General features: G+C 71.0%; 13 protein-coding genes. 4 read left to right on the plus strand and 9 right to left on the minus strand.

Annotation, left to right across the window (positions count from 1 at the left end; translation table 11 throughout):
• Positions 1-29: 29 nt before the first annotated feature.
• From AB0H21_RS39470 to AB0H21_RS39500, 7 genes are all read right to left on the minus strand, one after another.
• On the minus strand, positions 30-1,823 hold the full coding sequence (locus AB0H21_RS39470) for an ABC-F family ATP-binding cassette domain-containing protein (RefSeq protein WP_358526955.1): 1,794 nt from the start codon (positions 1,821-1,823) through the stop codon (positions 30-32).
• 63 nt (positions 1,824-1,886) lie between these two features.
• Positions 1,887-2,861, minus strand: a complete 975-nt coding sequence (locus tag AB0H21_RS39475; protein WP_358526997.1) for a 4-(cytidine 5'-diphospho)-2-C-methyl-D-erythritol kinase — start codon at positions 2,859-2,861, stop codon at positions 1,887-1,889.
• 111 nt (positions 2,862-2,972) lie between these two features.
• Positions 2,973-3,830, minus strand: coding sequence for a 16S rRNA (adenine(1518)-N(6)/adenine(1519)-N(6))-dimethyltransferase RsmA (gene rsmA, locus AB0H21_RS39480; RefSeq protein WP_358526957.1), 858 nt, complete (start codon positions 3,828-3,830; stop codon positions 2,973-2,975).
• Between the two features lie 106 nt (positions 3,831-3,936).
• Positions 3,937-4,926, minus strand: a complete 990-nt coding sequence (locus AB0H21_RS39485) for a ubiquitin-like domain-containing protein (protein ID WP_358526959.1) — start codon at positions 4,924-4,926, stop codon at positions 3,937-3,939.
• 195 nt (positions 4,927-5,121) lie between these two features.
• Positions 5,122-5,985, minus strand: a complete 864-nt coding sequence (locus tag AB0H21_RS39490; protein WP_358526961.1) for a TatD family hydrolase — start codon at positions 5,983-5,985, stop codon at positions 5,122-5,124.
• 63 nt (positions 5,986-6,048) lie between these two features.
• Positions 6,049-7,830 (minus strand): methionine--tRNA ligase, encoded by a 1,782-nt coding sequence (gene metG, locus AB0H21_RS39495; protein ID WP_358526962.1) that lies wholly within the window; start codon positions 7,828-7,830, stop codon positions 6,049-6,051.
• A gap of 61 nt (positions 7,831-7,891) precedes the next feature.
• A complete protein-coding gene (locus AB0H21_RS39500) occupies positions 7,892-9,133 on the minus strand; it encodes a glycosyltransferase family 2 protein (RefSeq protein ID WP_358526963.1) in 1,242 nt (413 codons plus the stop codon).
• Positions 9,134-9,244: 111 nt separating this feature from the next.
• On the opposite strand from AB0H21_RS39500, the gene AB0H21_RS39505 reads away from it, so the two are divergent.
• Positions 9,245-10,774, plus strand: coding sequence for a hypothetical protein (locus AB0H21_RS39505; protein WP_358526965.1), 1,530 nt, complete (start codon positions 9,245-9,247; stop codon positions 10,772-10,774).
• Positions 10,775-10,779: 5 nt separating this feature from the next.
• On the opposite strand, the gene AB0H21_RS39510 is transcribed toward AB0H21_RS39505, so the two are convergent.
• Both AB0H21_RS39510 and rsmI read right to left on the minus strand, forming a co-directional pair.
• A complete protein-coding gene (locus AB0H21_RS39510) occupies positions 10,780-12,432 on the minus strand; it encodes a phospholipid carrier-dependent glycosyltransferase (RefSeq protein ID WP_358526967.1) in 1,653 nt (550 codons plus the stop codon).
• A gap of 105 nt (positions 12,433-12,537) precedes the next feature.
• Entirely contained in the window at positions 12,538-13,392 is an 855-nt protein-coding gene (gene rsmI, locus AB0H21_RS39515; RefSeq protein ID WP_358526999.1) for a 16S rRNA (cytidine(1402)-2'-O)-methyltransferase, read from the minus strand.
• Between the two features lie 109 nt (positions 13,393-13,501).
• On the opposite strand from rsmI, the gene AB0H21_RS39520 reads away from it, so the two are divergent.
• The 3 genes from AB0H21_RS39520 (at position 13,502) to AB0H21_RS39530 (ending at position 18,171) form a co-directional block, all read left to right on the plus strand.
• Positions 13,502-15,112 (plus strand): phospholipid carrier-dependent glycosyltransferase, encoded by a 1,611-nt coding sequence (locus tag AB0H21_RS39520; protein ID WP_358526969.1) that lies wholly within the window; start codon positions 13,502-13,504, stop codon positions 15,110-15,112.
• A 153-nt stretch (positions 15,113-15,265) separates the two neighbouring features.
• Complete coding sequence (locus AB0H21_RS39525) at positions 15,266-16,630, plus strand: hypothetical protein (protein WP_358526971.1); 1,365 nt, start codon at positions 15,266-15,268, stop codon at positions 16,628-16,630.
• Between the two features lie 923 nt (positions 16,631-17,553).
• Entirely contained in the window at positions 17,554-18,171 is a 618-nt protein-coding gene (locus AB0H21_RS39530; RefSeq protein WP_358526973.1) for a hypothetical protein, read from the plus strand.
• The last annotated feature ends 447 nt before the right edge of the window (positions 18,172-18,618 follow it).

The following is an 18,618-nucleotide window of genomic DNA, read 5'->3' on the forward strand; positions in this document are numbered from 1 at the left end:
GCCGCTCGTGTGACCCCGGGCGGGCCCGGTCACTCGCCCAGCTTGTCGGCGACCTCCAGCCATTCGAGCTCGACCGACTCCTTGCGTCCCCGCAGGTCCTTGAGCTCGGCGTCGAGGGTGGCCAGACGGCCATAGTCGGCGGCGGCGTCGGCCATCTCGGCGTGCAGCGTGGCCTCGCGCTCACCCAGCTTGTCGAGCTGGCGCTCCAGCCGGGACAGCTCCTTGCTCAGCTCCCGCTCCTCCTTGGCCGAGAGCCCCGCGGGCGCCGCCGGCTGCTCGCTCCGGACGTCCTCCGGCGCGGACGCCGCCCGCGCGGTCACGGCCGCGCCCGAGGACCGGCGCTGGAGGTACTCGTCGACGCCGCCGGGCAGCAGCGACAGCCGCCCGTCCCCCAGCAGGGCGACCGAACGGTCGGTCACCCGCTCCAGGAAGTAGCGGTCGTGGCTGACGAGGATCAGCGTGCCCGGCCAGCCGTCGAGCAGGTCCTCCAGCTCGTTCAGCGTCTCGATGTCCAGGTCGTTGGTCGGCTCGTCCAGCAGCAGGACGTTCGGGTCGTCCATCAGCAGGCGCAGCAGCTGGAGCCGCCGCCGCTCGCCGCCCGACAGGTCGCCGACCACCTTCCACTGCGCCTCGCCCCGGAACCCGAGGCGCTCCAGCAACTGGGAGGCCGTCCACTCGCGCTTGCCGACCTGCACGAACTTGCGGATCTCCTCGACCGTCTCCAGCACGCGCCGCGCCGGGTCCAGCTCGGCGATCTCCTGCGAGAGGTACGCCAGGCGCACCGTCTTGCCTTGGACGACCCCGCCCGAATCCAGGCGCACGGTGCCCGCGAGCAGCCGCAGCACCGACGACTTGCCCGAGCCGTTCACGCCGATCAGCCCGATGCGGTCGCCGGGGCCGAACTGCCAAGTGCAGCGCTCCAGCACCAGCGGGCCCTCGCCGGGGCCGCCGGCGTGCAGGGTGACGTCCTCCAGGTCGTAGACGGTCCTGCCGAGCCGCGCCGAGGCGAACTTCACCAGCTCGACGGTGTTACGCGCGGGCGGCTCGTCGGCGATCAGCGCCTGCGCCGCCTCGATGCGGAACTTCGGCTTGGACGTGCGCGCGGGCGGGCCGCGGCGCAGCCACGCGATCTCTTTGCGCATCAGGTTCTGCCGGCGCTCCTCGGCCGCCTGCGCGATGCGCGCCCGCTCGGCCTTGGCCAGGACGTACGCGGCGTACCCGCCCTCGTACCGCTGGACGGTGCCGTCCACGACCTCCCACGTGCGGGTGGAGACCGCGTCCAGGAACCACCGGTCGTGGGTGACCACGAGCAGGGCGGACCGGCGCGCCGACAGGTGGCCGGCCAGCCAGGCGATGGCCTCGATGTCGAGGTGGTTCGTCGGCTCGTCCAGGAGCACCAAGTCGTGCTCGTCGATCAGCAGGCGGGCGAGGGCCGTGCGCCGCCGCTCGCCACCGGACAGCTCTCCCACCTTGGCGGTGAGCTCGATGTCGCCGAGAAGGTTGGCCAGGATCTCTCTGACCGTCTGGTCGGCCGCCCATTCGTGCTCGGCACGGTCGCCGAGCACGACCCGCCGCACCTCCAGCGCGGGGTCGAGATCGTCGCGCTGGGACAGGACGCCGATGCGCAGGCCGCGGTTGTGCGTCACCCGGCCGCCGTCGGGTTTCAGCGTGCCGGCGATCACCGAGATGAGCGTCGTCTTGCCGTCGCCGTTACGCCCCACGACACCGATGCGATCACCGGCCTCGACACCGAGGGACACCTTGTCGAGCAGCGGCTTGGGCCCGTAGGCATGGGACACCGATTCGAGGTTGACCAGATTCATCGCGTGGACAGCCTATAGGGAGGAGGAGGGAATTCCGGATTCGTGGGCGTCTTTCCCCAGGCCCTAGACGATCTCGGCGCCCGGGACGGGGCCGGAGGCGGTGACGGCCGTGCGGCATACACCGGCGGCCTCCAGGGCGGTCGCCAAGGTCGTGGCGTGGTCCCCGGACTCGGCGAGGAAGGCGCACGTGGGGCCGGAGCCGGAGACGAGGGCGCCGAGGGCGCCGTGCTCGCGGCCGGCCGCGAGCGTGCGGGCCAGGGGACGGCACAGGAGCAGCGCCGCGGGCTGCAGGTCGTTGGACAGGACGGCGCCGAGCGCCTTCGCGTCCCCGACCGCGAGCGCCGCCAGGAGCTCGTCGGACGCGCTGGGCCACGCGACCTGCTCGCCGGTCGCCTCGCGCAGCCGGTCGCACTCCCCGTAGACCTCGGCGGTGGACAGGCCACCCTCGGCGAGCGCGAAGACCCAGTGGAAGCGGCCGGCGACGGGGACGCGGGTCAGCTTCTCGCCGCGCCCGGTGCCGACGGCCGTGCCGCCGAAGAGGGCGAAGGGGACGTCGCTGCCGAGATCACCGGCGATCTCCATGAGCTCCTCACGGGGCAGGCCGAGCCCCCACAGCGCGTCGCAGGCCACCAGCGTCGCGGCGGCGTCGGCGCTGCCGCCGGCCATGCCGCCCGCGACGGGGATCGCCTTGCGGATGCGCAGCCGGACGTCCGGCCGCCGCCCGGCGCGCTCGGCGAGGGCCAGAGCGGCCTTCACCGCGAGGTTGGTGCCGTCGAGGGGCACCAGGTCGGCGGACTCGCCCTCGACGGTGACCGTCACGGAGGCGCCCGGCGGGTCGTCCCCCCCGGACGCCGCGCTCCCGGGCTCGATCGCCGCGCCCCCGGACCCGGTGGCGGCGGGCCCTGGGTTCCGCCAGGCGGTGACCTCGTCGAAGAGGGACACGGCGTGGAAGACGTTGACCAGGTCGTGGTAGCCGTCGTCGCGCCTCGGGCCCACGGAGAGCTGCAGGTTCACCTTGGCGGGCACGCGGACGGTCACGGAAGTCACGGAACACGATCGTAACGCTCCGTCGCCACCCCGCAAACGACCGAACCCCGCCACGGGCGCCAGGGGCGGGATGTCCGGACGTCAGGGTGCCGGCGTCGGAGGTCAGGGGCGGTGCTCGGCGATCCTCGCGAAGTCCTCGACGGCGAGCTGCTCGCCCCGCAGCGACGGGTCGACGCCCGCGGCGCGCAGCGCCGTCTCCGCGGCGGCCGGCGCGCCCGCCCAGGACGCCAGCGCGGCCCTGAGCGTCTTGCGGCGCTGGGCGAACGCCGCGTCCACGACCGCGAAGACCTCCTCGCGGGAGGCGGTGGTGGGCGGCGGCTCGCGGCGGGTCAGCGCGACCAGCCCGGAATCGACGTTCGGCACCGGCCAGAACACCGTGCGCCCCACCGGCCCGGCACGGCGCACGTCCGCGTACCAGGCGGCCTTGACGGACGGCACGCCGTACACCTTGGACCCCGGACCCGCCGCCATGCGGTCGGCCACCTCGGACTGCACCATGACCAGCCCGCGGCGCAGCGAGGGCAGCACCTCCAGCAGGTGGAGCACGACCGGGACCGCCACGTTGTACGGAAGGTTCGCCACCAGCGCCGTGGGCTCGCCGCCGAGCTGCTCGGGGCGCACGCGCATCGCGTCGGCCTGGACGACCGTGAGCCGGCCGGCCAGGGACGGGGCCCGCTCGGCGACCGTCAGCGGGAGCTGCCCGGCGAGCACCGGGTCGATCTCGACCGCCACCAGCCGCGACGCCTCCGGGAGCAGCGCGAGGGTGAGCGAGCCGAGGCCGGGCCCCACCTCGATCACGACGTCGCCGGACGACAGCTCGGCCACCCGGGCGATGCGCCGGACCGTGCCGCCGTCGATGACGAAGTTCTGCCCCAGCCGTTTCGTCGGACGCAGATCGAGCTTGTCCGCCAAGTTACGAATCTCCGCCGGGCCGAGCAGGTCCACAATCGAGCTCCCCATCCCCCCAGTGTCCCGCACCGGAGAAGTGCGCAGAGGGGCCTCGTGCGATCCCCTGCCGGGAGGAACGCGGCCTCGTGGCCCGCGCCGGGGGCGGGTACCACTGGGATCAGCGGTTGAACAGGCGCGCCCCGCAGTTGGGCCACTGGCCGTGCCACCGGCCGGCCACCCGCTGGTAGAGGAGCTGGGCGCGGTAGGTCTGCTCGCCCGCCGGCCAGTCCAGCGGCGTCCGCGTGCCGCCGACGGCCCGCCACATCGGCAGGCTGAACTGGTACATGCCGTAGTACGGCCCGCGGGGGTTGAACGACTTCGGGTTGGCGTACGTCTCGCAGCGCGCCAGCGCCGTCCAGTTCAGCGCGGTCACCGACGGGTTGACCGGCGAGGCGCGGACGGGGGGCGGCGGTGGGGCCGGGATGATGCGGATCACCTGGCTGTCCTCGGGGAACGTGCCCAGCGGCGGGCGCACCCGCTCGCCCTTCGCCAGGGTGATCTTGTGCTGGGCCAGCACGGCGCGCACCGTGCGCCCGGTCGTGATCGTGTCCAGCCGTACCCCGCCGCGCACGACGGTGACCCGGCGCTGGGTGCGGACGCTCAGCGCGAAGCCGGACACCGGGATCTGCCGCATGCGGGACGCCGAGAGCGTCGCCGGGCGGCCGTCCAGATCGAGCTGCTCCAGTACCTCACCCACGTTGAGCGCGGTGACCGTGTGCTTGCTCCTGCGGCCGTCCACGGTGAGCACCAGCGGACGGGCGTGCCGCACGAGGATGGACGTGCCGTCGCGGACCTCGTGCCCGGGCGCGGGCTCGACGCGGTCGTGCGGGCCGATCCGGATCTTCAGGCCGCCGAGGACCTCGCCGACGGTGCCGCCGAAGCTGAGGATCGTGGTCTCACCACCGTCGACCGCGAGCCGGATCTCCTTGGCGAGCACCTCGCCGGTGAGCACGCCGGCCGAGACGCCCGCCGCCGTGGCGCAGAGCAGTGCCGTCCATGGCGAGCGGACGGCCGCGGTGAGGCGGCGCCGCAGGCGTGAGGGGCGGCGCGGCGCGCGGCGTGACCCCGCACGCCGAGTGGCCGGCGCCGGGGCCGGTGGTGGTTGCACAGCGCGTCCTTCGTATAGACCGGGCGTGTAGACCGGCGAGTAGACCGGCTGCCGACGCTAGCGCCGCCCTCGGGGGCCCTCAACCGGATCAACGAAACCGGTCCGTGACATTGTCGTCGCTTGGAGTCACCGATCCGGCCCGCGCGCGGGTGCCCAGGACCCGTTCCAGGGCCCCGGCGACAGGGCCCGCGGCCCTCACCAGGCGCCGAAGACGCGCTCCCCGTTCTCGTTGATGACGCGGGCCAGCTCGTCGGCGTCCATGCCCTTGACCTCGGCGAGGCAGCGCAGCGTCAGCGGGATGAGGTAGGGGGCGTTGGGCTTGCCGCGGTGCGGGGTGGGCGGCAGGTAGGGCGCGTCCGTCTCGACGAGCATGAGCTCCGGCGGGGCGACCTGGGCGGCCTCGCGCAGGTAACCGGCGTTCTTGTAGGTGACCGGGCCGGAGAATGACATGAAATATCCGGCATCGATGCACCGCCGGGCCATGTCCGCGTCCCCCGAGTAGCTGTGGAACACCACGACGTCCGGCGCGCTCGCGTCGGCGAGGACGCGCAGCACCTCGTCGTGCGCGTCGCGGTCGTGGATGACCAGCGCCTTGCCCGTCCGCTTGGCGATCTCGATGTGCGCCCGGAACGAGGCCTCCTGGTCCTCGTGCGAGGCCCAGTCGCGGAAGTGGTCCAGCCCGGTCTCGCCCACGGCCCGCACCCGCGGCTCGCCCGCGAGGCGCTCGATCTCGGCCAGCGTCTCGGGCGTGGCCGCGTGCGCCTCGTTGGGGTGGATCGCCACGCCCGCGTACACGTCGTCGTGCTCGCGCGCGACCCGCGCGCCCCACTGGGAGGAGCGCAGGTCGTACCCGATGGTGACGAGCCGGGTGACGCCCACCGCGCGCGCCTCGGCGAGGATCTTCCCGACGCCCGTCCCCGACGCCTGCGCCGCGAGCGCGACCTGGTCGCCGGAGGACGCCTTGCGCTCGCCCACCATGATGTCCAGGTGGCAGTGGCTGTCGAAGACCTCCGTTCCCAGCGGCTCGGGAGCCGCCGGGAGGGAGGGAGAGGTCGTCACGTCATGGCCTCCATCGTGCGAGGTGCGTGCGAGGTGCGTGCGAGGTTCTGTGAGCCGGGGCGGTCACTCGCCGAGGCGGGCGAGTTCCTCGTCGACCACCTTGGGGTCGAGCTTGACGAACAGCGGGGTCGGCGGGGCCAGCGGCGTGCCCGGCCGGATCGGCGTGGACTCCCACGTGGCCTGGCCGTCGTACTGACCGGTGATCACCGGGTACGAGCCCCGGCCGCCCTCGTCGACCTCCTGCATCTGGGGCATCCCCGACCAGACGCCCTCGCCGCCCAGCATGGAGAACACCTTGTTGGACGACCCCGGCAGGAAGGGGGTGAGCAGCGTCTTGGCGTCGTCGACGACCTGGAGCGCGACGTGCAGGATCGACTTCACGCGCTCCGGGTCGTCCTTGAGCTTCCAGGGCTCCTGCTCGGCGAGGTAGCGGTTGGCGTCGCGGACGACGTCGAACGCCTCGGTGACCGCGTTCTTGAACCGGGACCTGCCGAGCTCCGCCCCGACCGCCGGGAACGCCGCGCGACTGCGCTCCAGCAGCGCGTGGTCGGCGTCGGTGAGGTCACCGGCCTCGGGGACCTGGCCGAAGTTCTTGGCCGCCATGGAGATCGACCGGTTCACCAGGTTGCCCCAGGCGGCGACCAGCTCGCCGTTGTTGCGGTTGACGAACTCCGACCAGGTGAAGTCGGTGTCCTGGTTCTCTGGGCCGGCGACCGCGATGTAGTAGCGCAGGGCGTCGGCGTCGTACCGGGACAGGAAGTCGCGGACGTAGATGACGACCTGGCGGCTGGAGGAGAACTTGCGGCCCTCCATGGTCAGGAACTCGCTGGACACGACCTCCGACGGCAGCGCGAGCTTGCCCAGCGACCCGGCCGAGCCGCCGCGGGCGCCCTCGCCGTTGTAGCCGAGCAGCATCGCGGGCCAGATCTCGGAGTGGAAGACGATGTTGTCCTTGCCCATGAAGTAGTAGCCGCGGGCGTCCGGGTTCTGCCACCACTGCCGCCAGGCGTCCGGGTCGCCCGACCGGCGGGCCCACTCGATCGAGGCGCTGAGGTAGCCGATGACCGCGTCGAACCAGACGTACAGCCGCTTGTCCTCGCGGTCGCGCCAGCCGTCCAGCGGGATCGGCACGCCCCAGTCGAGGTCGCGGCTGATCGCGCGCGGCTGCAGGTCACCGAGCAGGTTGAGCGAGAACTTCAGGACGTTCGGCCGCCACTCGCCCTGCTTGGACTGCAGCCAGGTGCCGAGCGTCTCGGCGAACGCCGGGAGGTCGAGCATGAAGTGCTCGGTCTCGATGAACTTGGGCGTCTCGCCGTTGATGCGGCTCTTGGGGTTGATCAGGTCGATCGGGTCGAGCTGGTTGCCGCAGTTGTCGCACTGGTCGCCGCGCGCGCCGTCGTACCCGCAGATGGGGCAGGTGCCCTCGATGTAGCGGTCGGGCAGCGTGCGGCCCGTGGACGGCGAGACCGCGCCCATCGTGGTCTTCGGGAAGATGTAGCCGTTCTCGTACAGGCCCTTGAAGATCTCCTGCGCGACGGCGTAGTGGTTGGCCGTCGTGGTGCGGGTGAACAGGTCGTACGACAGGCCGAGGGCGGTCAGGTCCTCGGCGATCACCCGGTTGTAGCGGTCGGCGAGCTCGCGGGCGGTGACGCCCTCGCGGTCGGCCTGCACCTGGATGGGCGTGCCGTGCTCGTCGGTGCCGCTGACCATCAGCACCTTGTTGCCCGCCATCCGCTGGTAGCGGCTGAAGACGTCGGACGGCACGCCGAACCCGGAGACGTGCCCGATGTGCCGAGGACCGTTGGCGTAGGGCCAGGCGACGGCGGTCAAGATGTGCTGGGACATGCCCCCAAGCCTAAAGGTCCCGGGGGATGCTCATCGCGCTCCGCCGCCACCGGAACGCCGTTCAGAGGGCGTTCTCGCGCTCCGCGTCCGCGGGCGGCGCCATGCGCACGGCCTCCGCCGCTTCCTCGGCGGCTGAGGCGGCGACGTCGACCGGGGTCTCCTTGGTGCGGCGGATGCCCAGGATGCTGATGAACAGCGCCGCGAAGATCGTCTGGAAGCTGATCACGAGGGCGGTCGCGGACGGGACGACCAGGCGCAGCGACACGGCCGGGATCAGCGCGCCGAAGTCGCGCGTCTGCCAGTGGGCGAGCGAGGCGACCATGCCCGCGAGGCCGGCGAGGGCCAGCAGGCCGCCGGCGATCAGGCCCCGTTCGAGGGTGACGACGTCGACCAGGCGCCGGATGCGGCGGTCCTCCGGCAGGAAGCCCTCCTCGGCGGCGTACACCTTGGTGAACAGGGCGAACAGCACCGCCTGGAAACCGATCACGACCATCGCCGAGGCGCCGACCAGGGTGTCGACGTCGAAGGCGAGCTTGCCGATGCGCACCGTGCCGAAGGTCAGCGCCGTGCCCGCGGCGAGGCCGAGGACCATCAGCGCCATGCCGGGGATCAGGAACAGCCAGCGGGGGCTGTAGAGCAGCAGGAACCGCAGGTGGCGCCAGCCGTCCCGCCAGGAGCGCAGGTGGGGCGGACGGGACCGGCCGTCGGGCTTGAGGGTGGTGGGGACCTCGCGGACGTCCAGGCCCTGGATCGTCGCCTTGACGACCATCTCGCTGGCGAACTCCATGCCGCCGGTCTGGAGGCCGAGGGTGAGGATGCTGTCACGGCGGAACCCGCGCAGGCCGCAGTGGAAGTCGCGGATGGCGCTCGGGAAGAACAGCCGTCCGATGAACGACAGCACGGGGTTGCCGAGGTAGCGGTGCAGCGGGGGCATGGCGCCGGGGGCGATGCCGCCGCGGAAACGGTTGCCCATGACCAGGTCGGCGCCGCCGCGCAGCTCTTCGACGAAGGGCATCAGCGCGGTGAAGTCGTAGGAGTCGTCGGCGTCGCCCATGATCACGTAGCGGCCGCGCGCGGCGCGGATGCCGCCCATCAGGGCGTTGCCGTACCCCTTCTCGTCGACGTGCACGACCCGGGCGCCGGCGTCACGGGCGAGCTGCTGGGACCCGTCGGTGCTGCCGTTGTCGGCGATCACGACCTCGCCCTCGATGCCGTGCTCGGCCATGCACGCCAGTGCCTTGCGCACACACGTTTCGACGGTCTCCGCCTCGTTCAGGCATGGCATGACCACGGTCAGTTCCACGTCGAAACCCCTCGTTCCGCGCCTCGATCATCCGTGCGTAGTTCCACCATGATGCCCTCTGCCCCCAGGTGCTCGGGTCAACTCGGCGAAAGGGCTGGCATCCTGTAAACCATGGTGACCGTTGCCGAACCGGCGCAGGCCGAAGCGCCGTCGCGGAGCAAGCGCGCGCGCCTGGTCGCGTTCCTCAGGTCGCGCCGCCTTTTCGTGATCGCCTTCACGCTGGGCGCGGCGCTGCGGATCATCGCCATGCTGGGCTACCGACCGGCGATGTGGTTCAACGACTCCTACGAGTACGTCTCGGTCGCGCTGCACCCCCGCCCGCATCCGATCCGTCCCGACGGGTACGGGTTCTGGCTGCTGGCGCTCAAGCCTTTCCACAGCTTCGCGCTGGTGGTCTTTACCCAGCACCTCATGGGCCTGGCCACGGCGGTGCTGATCTATGTGCTTCTCAGACGCAAATTTGGCCTGCCCGACTGGGGCGCGACGCTCGCCGGCGTGCCGGTGCTGTTCGACGCGTACCAGATCCAGCTCGAATCGCTGATCATGTCCGACACCATGTTCACGCTGCTGATCGTGGGCCTGGTGACGCTGGTCCTGTGGCATCGCCGCATGTCGTGGCGGGTGGGCGTCGCGGTGGGCCTGCTGCTCGCGCTCACCGCGCTGACGCGCAGCATCGGCCTGCCCATCCTGGCCGTCGTGGTGGTGTTCCTGCTGATCAAACGCACCGGCTGGCGGACGATCCTGGCGATGGTCACGGCCTGCGCGGTGCCGGTGGTCGCGTACATGGGCTGGTTCGCCTCCGCGCAGGGGCAGTTCGCGCTGACCCAGAGCGACGGGCTCATCCTCTACATGCGCACGGCCAAGTTCGCCGACTGCAAGAAGATCAAGCCGGACCTGCGGCGCGAGCAGGAGCTGATCCCGCTGTGCATCAACCCGGCCATCGCCCGCAGCCAGTTCTCGCAGCTCTACCTCTGGTACAGCGGCGAGGGCGAGGTGCTGCACCGCTGGGGCGGCGACAAGTTCGACCGCGCGCTGAACGACGCGGCGGGCGCGTTCGCCAGGCGGGCCATCCTCGCCCAGCCGGGCGACTACCTCGCCGCCGTCGCGGGCGACCTGCTGCGCAGCTTCCGGTGGGACCGCCCGGTGTTCCCCGACGCCCTCACCTACGCGCAGTACCAGTTCGACAGCAAGGGCGTCAGCGCCAAGGACCCGGACCTTCTGCAGAAGTCGCCGCCGACGTGGGTCAGCTACCGGGGGAGGACGGTCGACCGCGAGATGGTGGCGTACGAGCAGGGACGGGCGAGCACGCACGCGTACTGGCCCTGGGCGACGATCATGGAACGCTACCAGCGGGTGGTCTACATGCCGGGGCTGGTGCTGGGCCTGGCGCTGCTCGTGGGCGCGGCCGGGGCGATCGCGCGGTGGCGCAAGCTCGGCGGGCCCGAGCTGCTGCCCTGGGTGGCGTCGGCCGCCCTGGTGGTCGCGCCGGCGGCCACGGCCGAGTTCGACTACCGCTACCTGCTGCCCGCGCTGCCGCTCGCGTTCCTGTCGGCCGCCACCGCCCTCCACCAGGGGGTGCGGTGGCCGCGGCGCGCGGCGGCCGGGCCCGCGTCCGAACCTGTGTCCGAACCTGTGTCCTAGGTGGCCTAGATCCAGCTCGGGAAGAGCATGCGCCGGTACCAGTCATCTTGGGTGATGGTCTCGGCGGTGAGGATGGGGTGCAGCCACCAGAAGTTGATCAGCGCCAGCAGCGTGAACGCGCCGACGACGGCCGCGCCGACGGCTCTGCGGTTCGTCCCGGCGCTGACGGGGCCGATGAGCAGTCCGGCTGCAAGGGCGATGGCGATGGCCATGAAGGGCAGCAAGGGGGCCATGTAGAACAGGAACATCGTGCGCTTGTCGGATATCGCGTAGTAGAACCACGGCAGCCAGCCGACGCCGTAGGCCAGCAGGACCGCCCCGGCGCGCCAGTCGCGGGTGGCGACGTACCAGGCGATCAGCGCGATGAGCGCGATCAGCGCGCCGTACCAGACCACGGGGGTGCCGACTCCGAGCACGGCCTGCGAGCAGCTCGAGGCACCGCATCCCCGCACGTCGCCGGGGTAGTAGAACGCGACCGGGCGGATCAGCAGCGGCCACTGCCAGGGCCAGGACTGGTAGGAGTGGGGCGTGGTCAGACCGGTGTGGAAGCCGAGCACCTCGGTCTGGTAGCCGACCCACGAGCGGAACGAGCTGAACACCCAGTACGCCCACCCGCTGCTCGTCGCCTGCTCCCAGTTGCGCCCCCATCCGTACGGGGAGGCGAACCAGCCGGTCCAGCTCGCCAGGTACACCACCACCGGGACCAGCCCCAGCCCGGCCAAAGCGGCCGGCACATCACGGCGCACAGCCCCCGAGAACGGGCGGCGCAACCCGATCGCCCGGCGCGCCCCGGCGTCCCACACCAGGCTCATCACCGCGAACGCGGCCAGGAAGAACAGCCCGCTCCACTTGGTCGCGATCGCCGCCCCCAGGCACACCCCCGCCGCGATCCGCCACGGACGCACCCCGAGCCACGGACCCGTCCCGGACAGAGGCGACCCCTCATACCAGGACGCCAGCCGCTCCCGCGCCCGGTCACGATCCACCACCAGGCACCCGAAACCCGCCAGCACCCAGAACATCAGGAACACATCCAGCAGCGCCGTGCGCGACAACACGAAATGCAGCCCGTCCACCGCCAGCAGCAACCCCGCCAGACACCCCAGAAGCGTCGAACGGGTCATCCGCCGCGCCACCCGCGCCACCATCAACACCGACAACGCCCCCACCAGCGCCGCCACGAACCGCCACCCGAACGGATTCGCACCGAACACCCACTCACCCAGCCCGATCATCCACTTCCCCAGCGGAGGATGGGCCACATACAAGGCGCAGGGGCCGAGGTCGTCCTGTGTGCAGGTGACCCAGAGGTCCTCACGTCCGGCGAGCAGTCGGGGGTCGGCGATCGGGTTCTCGTTCGTACCGAGGAAGGTGCGTTCGACGCCGTATCTGAGCAGGGACAGCGCGTCCTTGGCGTAGTACGTCTCGTCGAACATGACCGCTTTGGGGAGGGCGAGCCGGTCGAAGCGCAGGAGCGCGCCGAAGATCGCGACGAGCAGCGGGGCCAGCCACCCCCACAGCGGGCTTCCGTGGAACGGCGGAACCAGACGGTTACGGACCGATGACGCCGCGTCCGGCTGCTCGGCCGACGGAACCGGATTTCTGCCGAAAAAGCGTGTTTTTCCGAAGAATCTCAGGGGGAAGGCGCGCACAGCCACGCGGGCACTTTATGGGGCGTGGACTGCTCGTATCCAGAGGATCAAGAACCGGGAATCATTCATCGCACTCTGTGACATCGACGGCACATCCGCAGCACCGGGATCTCACCCGCGGTGGACGGCGTCGTACAGCTCCCGTTTCGGCACCCCCGCGGCCCTGGCGACGTCCACGATGGCCTGCTTGCGCGGCACCCCGGCCGCCTCCATGCGGGCGACCTCCTCCACCAGATCGCCGACCTCGGGCGCGACGTCGCCCGGCGCGTGACCGGCGACGACCAGCGTGATCTCGCCCCGGACCTCACCGGCCGCCCACTCGGCCAGCTCGCCGAGCCCCCCGCGCCGGACCTCCTCGTAGGTCTTGGTCAGCTCGCGGCACAGCGCGGCCCGGCGGTCGGCCCCGAACGCCTCGGCCATCGCGACAAGGCTCGCCCGGACGCGGTGAGGCGCCTCGAAGAACACCATCGTGCGCTCCTCGGCGGCCAGGGCGGCGAGCCGGCGGGCGCGCTCGCCCGGCTTGCGCGGAGGGAAGCCCTCGAAACAGAAGCGGTCGCTCGGCAGCCCGGAGATCGCCAGCGCCGTGGTGACCGCGGACGGCCCCGGCAGCGCCGTCACCGGGATGCCCGCCTCCACGGCGAGGTGGGTCAGCCGGTAGCCGGGATCGGACACCCCGGGCATGCCGGCGTCCGTGATCACCAGCACGGTGTCGCCGTCGCGCAGGGCCTCCAGCAGTTCGGCGGCCCGCGCCGCCTCGTTGCCGTCGTAGTAGGACACCACCCGCCCGGCGAGCGTGACCCCGAGGTCGGAGGCGAGCCTGCGCAGCCGGCGGGTGTCCTCGGCGGCGACGATGTCGGCGGCCGACAGTGCGTCCCGCAGGCGGGGGGAGGCGTCCTCGGCGCGGCCGATGGGAGCTCCCGCGAGGACCAGCGTGCCCGTGTCGTTCACACGTCCATCCTCTCCCATGCACGCGGTGGTCATCGGCGGGCTGCACCTTCAGGCAGGACCGCCCCAATTGGGTACACAAGGAGTGTTTCTTAGGTTGGACGTAATAGCCGCCCCGTACGATGTCCGGATGGCCCTGACGGACTTCCCTAACCAGGACTTCGAGAAGCCGGAGCCGCGTGACGTGCCCGAACCACCGGGTTCCATGCGCGACCGGCTGGTTCCGCCGTTCCGGGGAAGCCCGCTGTGGGGGTGGCTCGGCCCGCTGCTCGTGGCCGCCTTCGGGGCCTTCCTGCGCTTCGACCGCCTCGGCGTCCCCAAGGCCGTGGTGTTCGACGAGACGTACTACGCCAAGGACGCGCTGTCCCTGATCAACTTCGGCGTCGAGCGCGTCGCGGTCAAGGACGCCGACAAGCTCCTGCTCTCCGGCAATACGAACATCTGGCAGAACTGCGCCGCCACCGAGCTCGACAAGTGCGCCTCCTACGTCGTCCATCCTCCGCTGGGGAAGTGGATGATCGGGCTGGGTGAGTGGGTGTTCGGTGCGAATCCGTTCGGGTGGCGGTTCGTGGCGGCGCTGGTGGGGGCGTTGTCGGTGTTGATGGTGGCGCGGGTGGCGCGGCGGATGACCCGTTCGACGCTGTTGGGGTGTCTGGCGGGGTTGCTGCTGGCGGTGGACGGGCTGCATTTCGTGTTGTCGCGTACGGCGCTGCTGGATGTGTTCCTGATGTTCTGGGTGCTTGCGGGTTTCGGGTGCCTGGTGGTGGATCGTGACCGGGCGCGGGAGCGGCTGGCGTCCTGGTATGAGGGGTCGCGTCTGTCCGGGACGGGTCCGTGGCTTGGGGTGCGTCCGTGGCGGATCGCGGCGGGGGTGTGCCTGGGGGCGGCGATCGCGACCAAGTGGAGCGGGCTGTTCTTCCTGGCCGCGTTCGCGGTGATGAGCCTGGTCTGGGACGCGGGGGCGCGCCGGGCGATCGGGTTGCGCCGCCCGTTCTCGGGGGCTGTGCGCCGTGATGTACCGGCCGCTTTGGCCGGGCTGGGGCTGGTCCCGGTGGTGGTGTACCTGGCGAGCTGGACCGGCTGGTTCGCCAGCCCCTCCGGGTACGGACGCAACTGGGCCCAGGCCACCGGCAACGGGCCGGTGTTCTTCGTCCTGGACTCGGTGCGCTCCTTGTGGAACTACCAGTCGATGGTGCTCGGCTTCCACACCGGCCTCGACTCCTCCCACCCGTACCAGTCCCAGCCCTGGCAGTGGCCGCTACTGCTGCGCCCGGTCGCGTTCTTCTACGAGAGCCCGAACGGCTGCGGGCCGTCCAAGTGCTCGCAGGCCGTGCTGGGGGTGGGCACCCCGGTCATCTGGTACGGCGCGCTGATCGCGCTCATCGCGTTGATCGCCTGGTACGTCGCCACCCGTGACTGGCGGGCCGGGGCCGTCCTGCTGGCCTACGGAGCCGGCTGGCTGCCGTGGTTCTACTACGCCGTATCGGACCACCGCACGATGTTCCTGTTCTACACCGCCCCCATGCTGCCCTTCATGGCCATCGCCATCGCCCTGGCAGCCGGACTGCTCATCGGCCCGGCCGACGCCCGTCCCGGCCGCCGTCTCGCCGGAGCCGCGATATCGGGTGCCTTCGTGCTCGTGGCCCTGATTAACTTCTGGTGGCTGTACCCCGTTATCTCCGCCGAGATCATTCCCTACGACGATTGGCACCGGCGCATGCTGTTCGACCGTTGGATCTGATCATGATGTGACCCGACATGACGTGGCCATGAGCGCCAGAACCCCCAAAGCCCAGCCCTTCTGCTCGTTCCGGTCTTACAGGTAGGTGACGTGGAAATCGTCCGCGGCGGTGGTCGTCGTCAGGGTCCAGGCATATACGGCAGACTGCGAAGCATGCCTGCACCCGATGTCGCCGCCCTCCTCTCAGAGCTGGAGCGCTCGGACCCGGACATCGCCGACGACGCCAGGGTCGCCGTCGAGTGGCTGACCGGCGGGGAGCCCCTGGAAACCATCACCCAACTGAACGTGTGCGAGTTCCTCTGGTACACGCTGCCCCTGGAGCTCAGCGGCGACCGCGCCGCCATCGCGCGCGCCCTCGGACGCCTGCTACGCCTCGGCGGCATGGACCGCTACGCCGCCCTGTGCGCCTCGTCCACCACGGCCCAGATCCTGCGCACCTACGCCCGCGAGGGCGACGAGGCCGGGACGGCCGCCTACCAGCGTGCCCTGAACGCCGGCGGCGTCCTGCCTCCCGACGTCCCCGAGCTGCGCTGGAGCTCTCTCATGGGCCCCGAGGAACTGGGCGCCCACCTCGCCTGCTCGGCCGCGCTCGAGCTCGCCATCGTCTGCGGCCGGCTCGACCTGCACGCGAGCACCGCCAAGGCCGAGGCCGAGGCGCTCACCCGCCGCTGGCTGACCGAACCCCGCGCCGAGCTCGGCGACGACAACTGGCTCAACCGCGTGCACGGCGAGCGGCTCAACCGGTGGGTGCTCGGCCGCGGAGCCGCCCGCCGCGAGCTGGCGCAGCCCTTCGAGGTACGCCTGCACGCGCCGATCCCCGCCCCCGACGGCCCCCACCTCCAGGCGCTGCGCTGGCTCCTGGAGGCCGCCGACCGACCGGGCGGCGTGCCGCTCACCCAGCGGCACAACATCGCCCGCGCGTACGTCGTCGAGGCCGCCGAGCGGTTCGGCTGGCCCATGGCGGCCACGCGCAGCGAGAACCACGTCACCGCCTTACGCACCCTGCGCCACATCGCCGAGCACGAGATGCAGGCCGTCCGCCGCGCCGGCAGGCGTCTGGTGATCACCACCAAGGGCCGCGGGCTCCTCGTCGACCCCACCGCCATGTGGCAGGCCGCGACCGCCTCCCTGCTGACCCCTGTGTCGGGCCAGCGCGAGATGGAGGTCTCGGTGCGCGAGGTCGGGCTGATGCTCCTCAGCGAGGGCAAGGCCCTGCCCTGCGTCACGCTCACCGAGCGGGTCACCGAGGTCGTGGTGGGCGAGGGCTGGCGCACGGCCACCCCGGCCGACGTGGCCAGGCCCCTGGTCGAGCTGCGCCACCGCCTGGAGGCGTTCGACCTGTGCGTCTCCCCCTTGACCTGGCAGTCCCCCGCGCCTGTCGCCCCCGAGCGCGCGTCCGCCTACCAGACCCCCGCGGCGCTGACCCCCACCGGCCGTGCCGCCGCCCTCACCGCCCTCCGCGCCCAGGCCCTGCGCCCCCGTCAGTACGTCAGCCTGAGCCGGGGCACCCCGGCCTGAGCCGCGTCCCGGCGTGTCCCGGATCGTCTCTCAACGACCGTCGCGGCCGGTCGCGTGCCTCCGGGCGCACGGCCGGCCTTGGCCCTTAGATCCCGGTGGGGACGTAACCGCCGTAGCGACGGCACGGCAACGCGGTGTACCCGATTTTTCGGGAAAAAGTGACTATGTATGCACCGCGCGCGGGGCGAGGAGCTCCGGCCACGCGGGACACGCCCTCTGTCCGGCCGGGGTGGCGAATGCGGGTGCGGACAAAAAATGGGTAATCACCATGGAACAGAGTCCACCACGGCGGAGTTCTTATCGGATCGCGGGTATGCAGATTGACAGTCGGATATGTCGGCAAAAATGTAATCGGCTGCCCATCGCCTGAAGGTGCAGGTGCGCAACGGTATGAACGGTCACCCCACAGAGTCCCCGCGGCCTGGAACGATCAGCACCCTGAGGCGGCTGACGCAGGTGCTGATCGCCACGGTGGTCGCGACGGCGGCCTGGCCCGCGACGGGCGCGGCGGCGATCCCCCTGCGGCCGCGAGGCGACGACCACGGGTCCATCACACTGCACAGCGGAAACGGCCGGAACAACCGGACCTACGGCGCGATATACAGCCCTACCAATACCCGGGGCGTGCAGCAGATGGTCAACTCCAGCGTGAGCAGTACGAACACCATGCAGGCGTCGATATGCAAGAAACGTCAGCGTATCTGCAAGATACGCCACAGGCTCCGCGTATCAGTGAGATAGACAACGGTTTCGCGCTATAACCGGGAATCAACCACCACCACGGGATGGCCTGAAGAAAACACCCTGCGCCGGGATGACCGGAAACGTGATCAACTTCCTTCATGACGCTACGCTGTCGATACGGGAATCGAATCGAAGGGCGTCGTGGTTGGTCGCGTCCGATACGGCAAAGGCGACGAAGAATGAAATGTCACCATCCCACCGGGGCGGGCGGGCGGATGCGGCTTCCCGCCCGCGTCCTCGCCGCCACCCCTTCGGCAACCACGCTCACCAGACTCGCCGCCCTCACCACCGGCACGCTGCTCGCCGGGCTGCCCCTGGCCGTCCTGCTGCTCTGCGCCGTCGCCTCCCCACCGGCGCACGCGGCCGCCGAACGCCCCCGCCCCGAACGCCCGTCCCACGCCCGCGACGGCGACCGTCATAACCGGGCCGTCCACCGCGTCGTCCGCTTGCAGCCCGATAGCGACTCCGACGGAGAGGGCGGGGACGACGGGGAGCAGAAAGGCAAGTCCGGACGTCTGACCAAGATCGGCAACGGGTCACGGAACAACAGCATCGTCTCCGTCAAAAGCCCCACCAGCAACAAGGGCATCCAGCACACCCAGGCCGACAGCGTCAACGGCTCCACCGCCGTCCTGAACGCCCTCTGCCGGCAGGTCAAGGTCTGCAACATCACCCTGAAAGTCATCATGGTGGCACCCGAAAAGGCCAAGAAACACACCGAGAAGAAATCCACATCCAGGGACACCACCCCCGACGAGGACGACTGCTGCTGCGCCTGCGAGACCTGCGACTCCTGACCGGTCCTCCCGACTCCTCCCGCGGAAAAGAATTCGCGATTTCGCGCGCGATTTCGCCCGGCGGGTAATCCGAACCGCGGTTTGGAACGTCCTGATGACGTCGGACTTCCACACCCCGGTCGTGGTCCCAACTGTCCGACGGCGCGGGGCCTCTGCATCCGGGGAGGGATGCGAGGCCCCGTCGCGCCCGCCCGGCAGGCCTTTCCGGCACGCCCGTCCGCGCCGAGAGCCCGCCACCGGACGCCCGAGGACGACCCGCGGCGACGGCCAGGACATTACATCCCATAGCTCGACAATCCAGACTTTTTCCCCTTTTCTTGACAAATCACCAGAAAAGCCACCCAGCGCACACCCGCCCCGCGTACAGCCGCGGAGCGCATCGCGAAGTTCCGACCCCACCCCTGTGGAAGAATGTCGCGATGCGTTTCCACGCCGACCTCCATATGC

Origin of the sequence: Sphaerisporangium sp. NPDC051011, from assembly GCF_040653595.1 — a bacterium.
In the GTDB taxonomy this organism is placed as follows: Bacteria; Actinomycetota; Actinomycetes; order Streptosporangiales; family Streptosporangiaceae; genus Sphaerisporangium.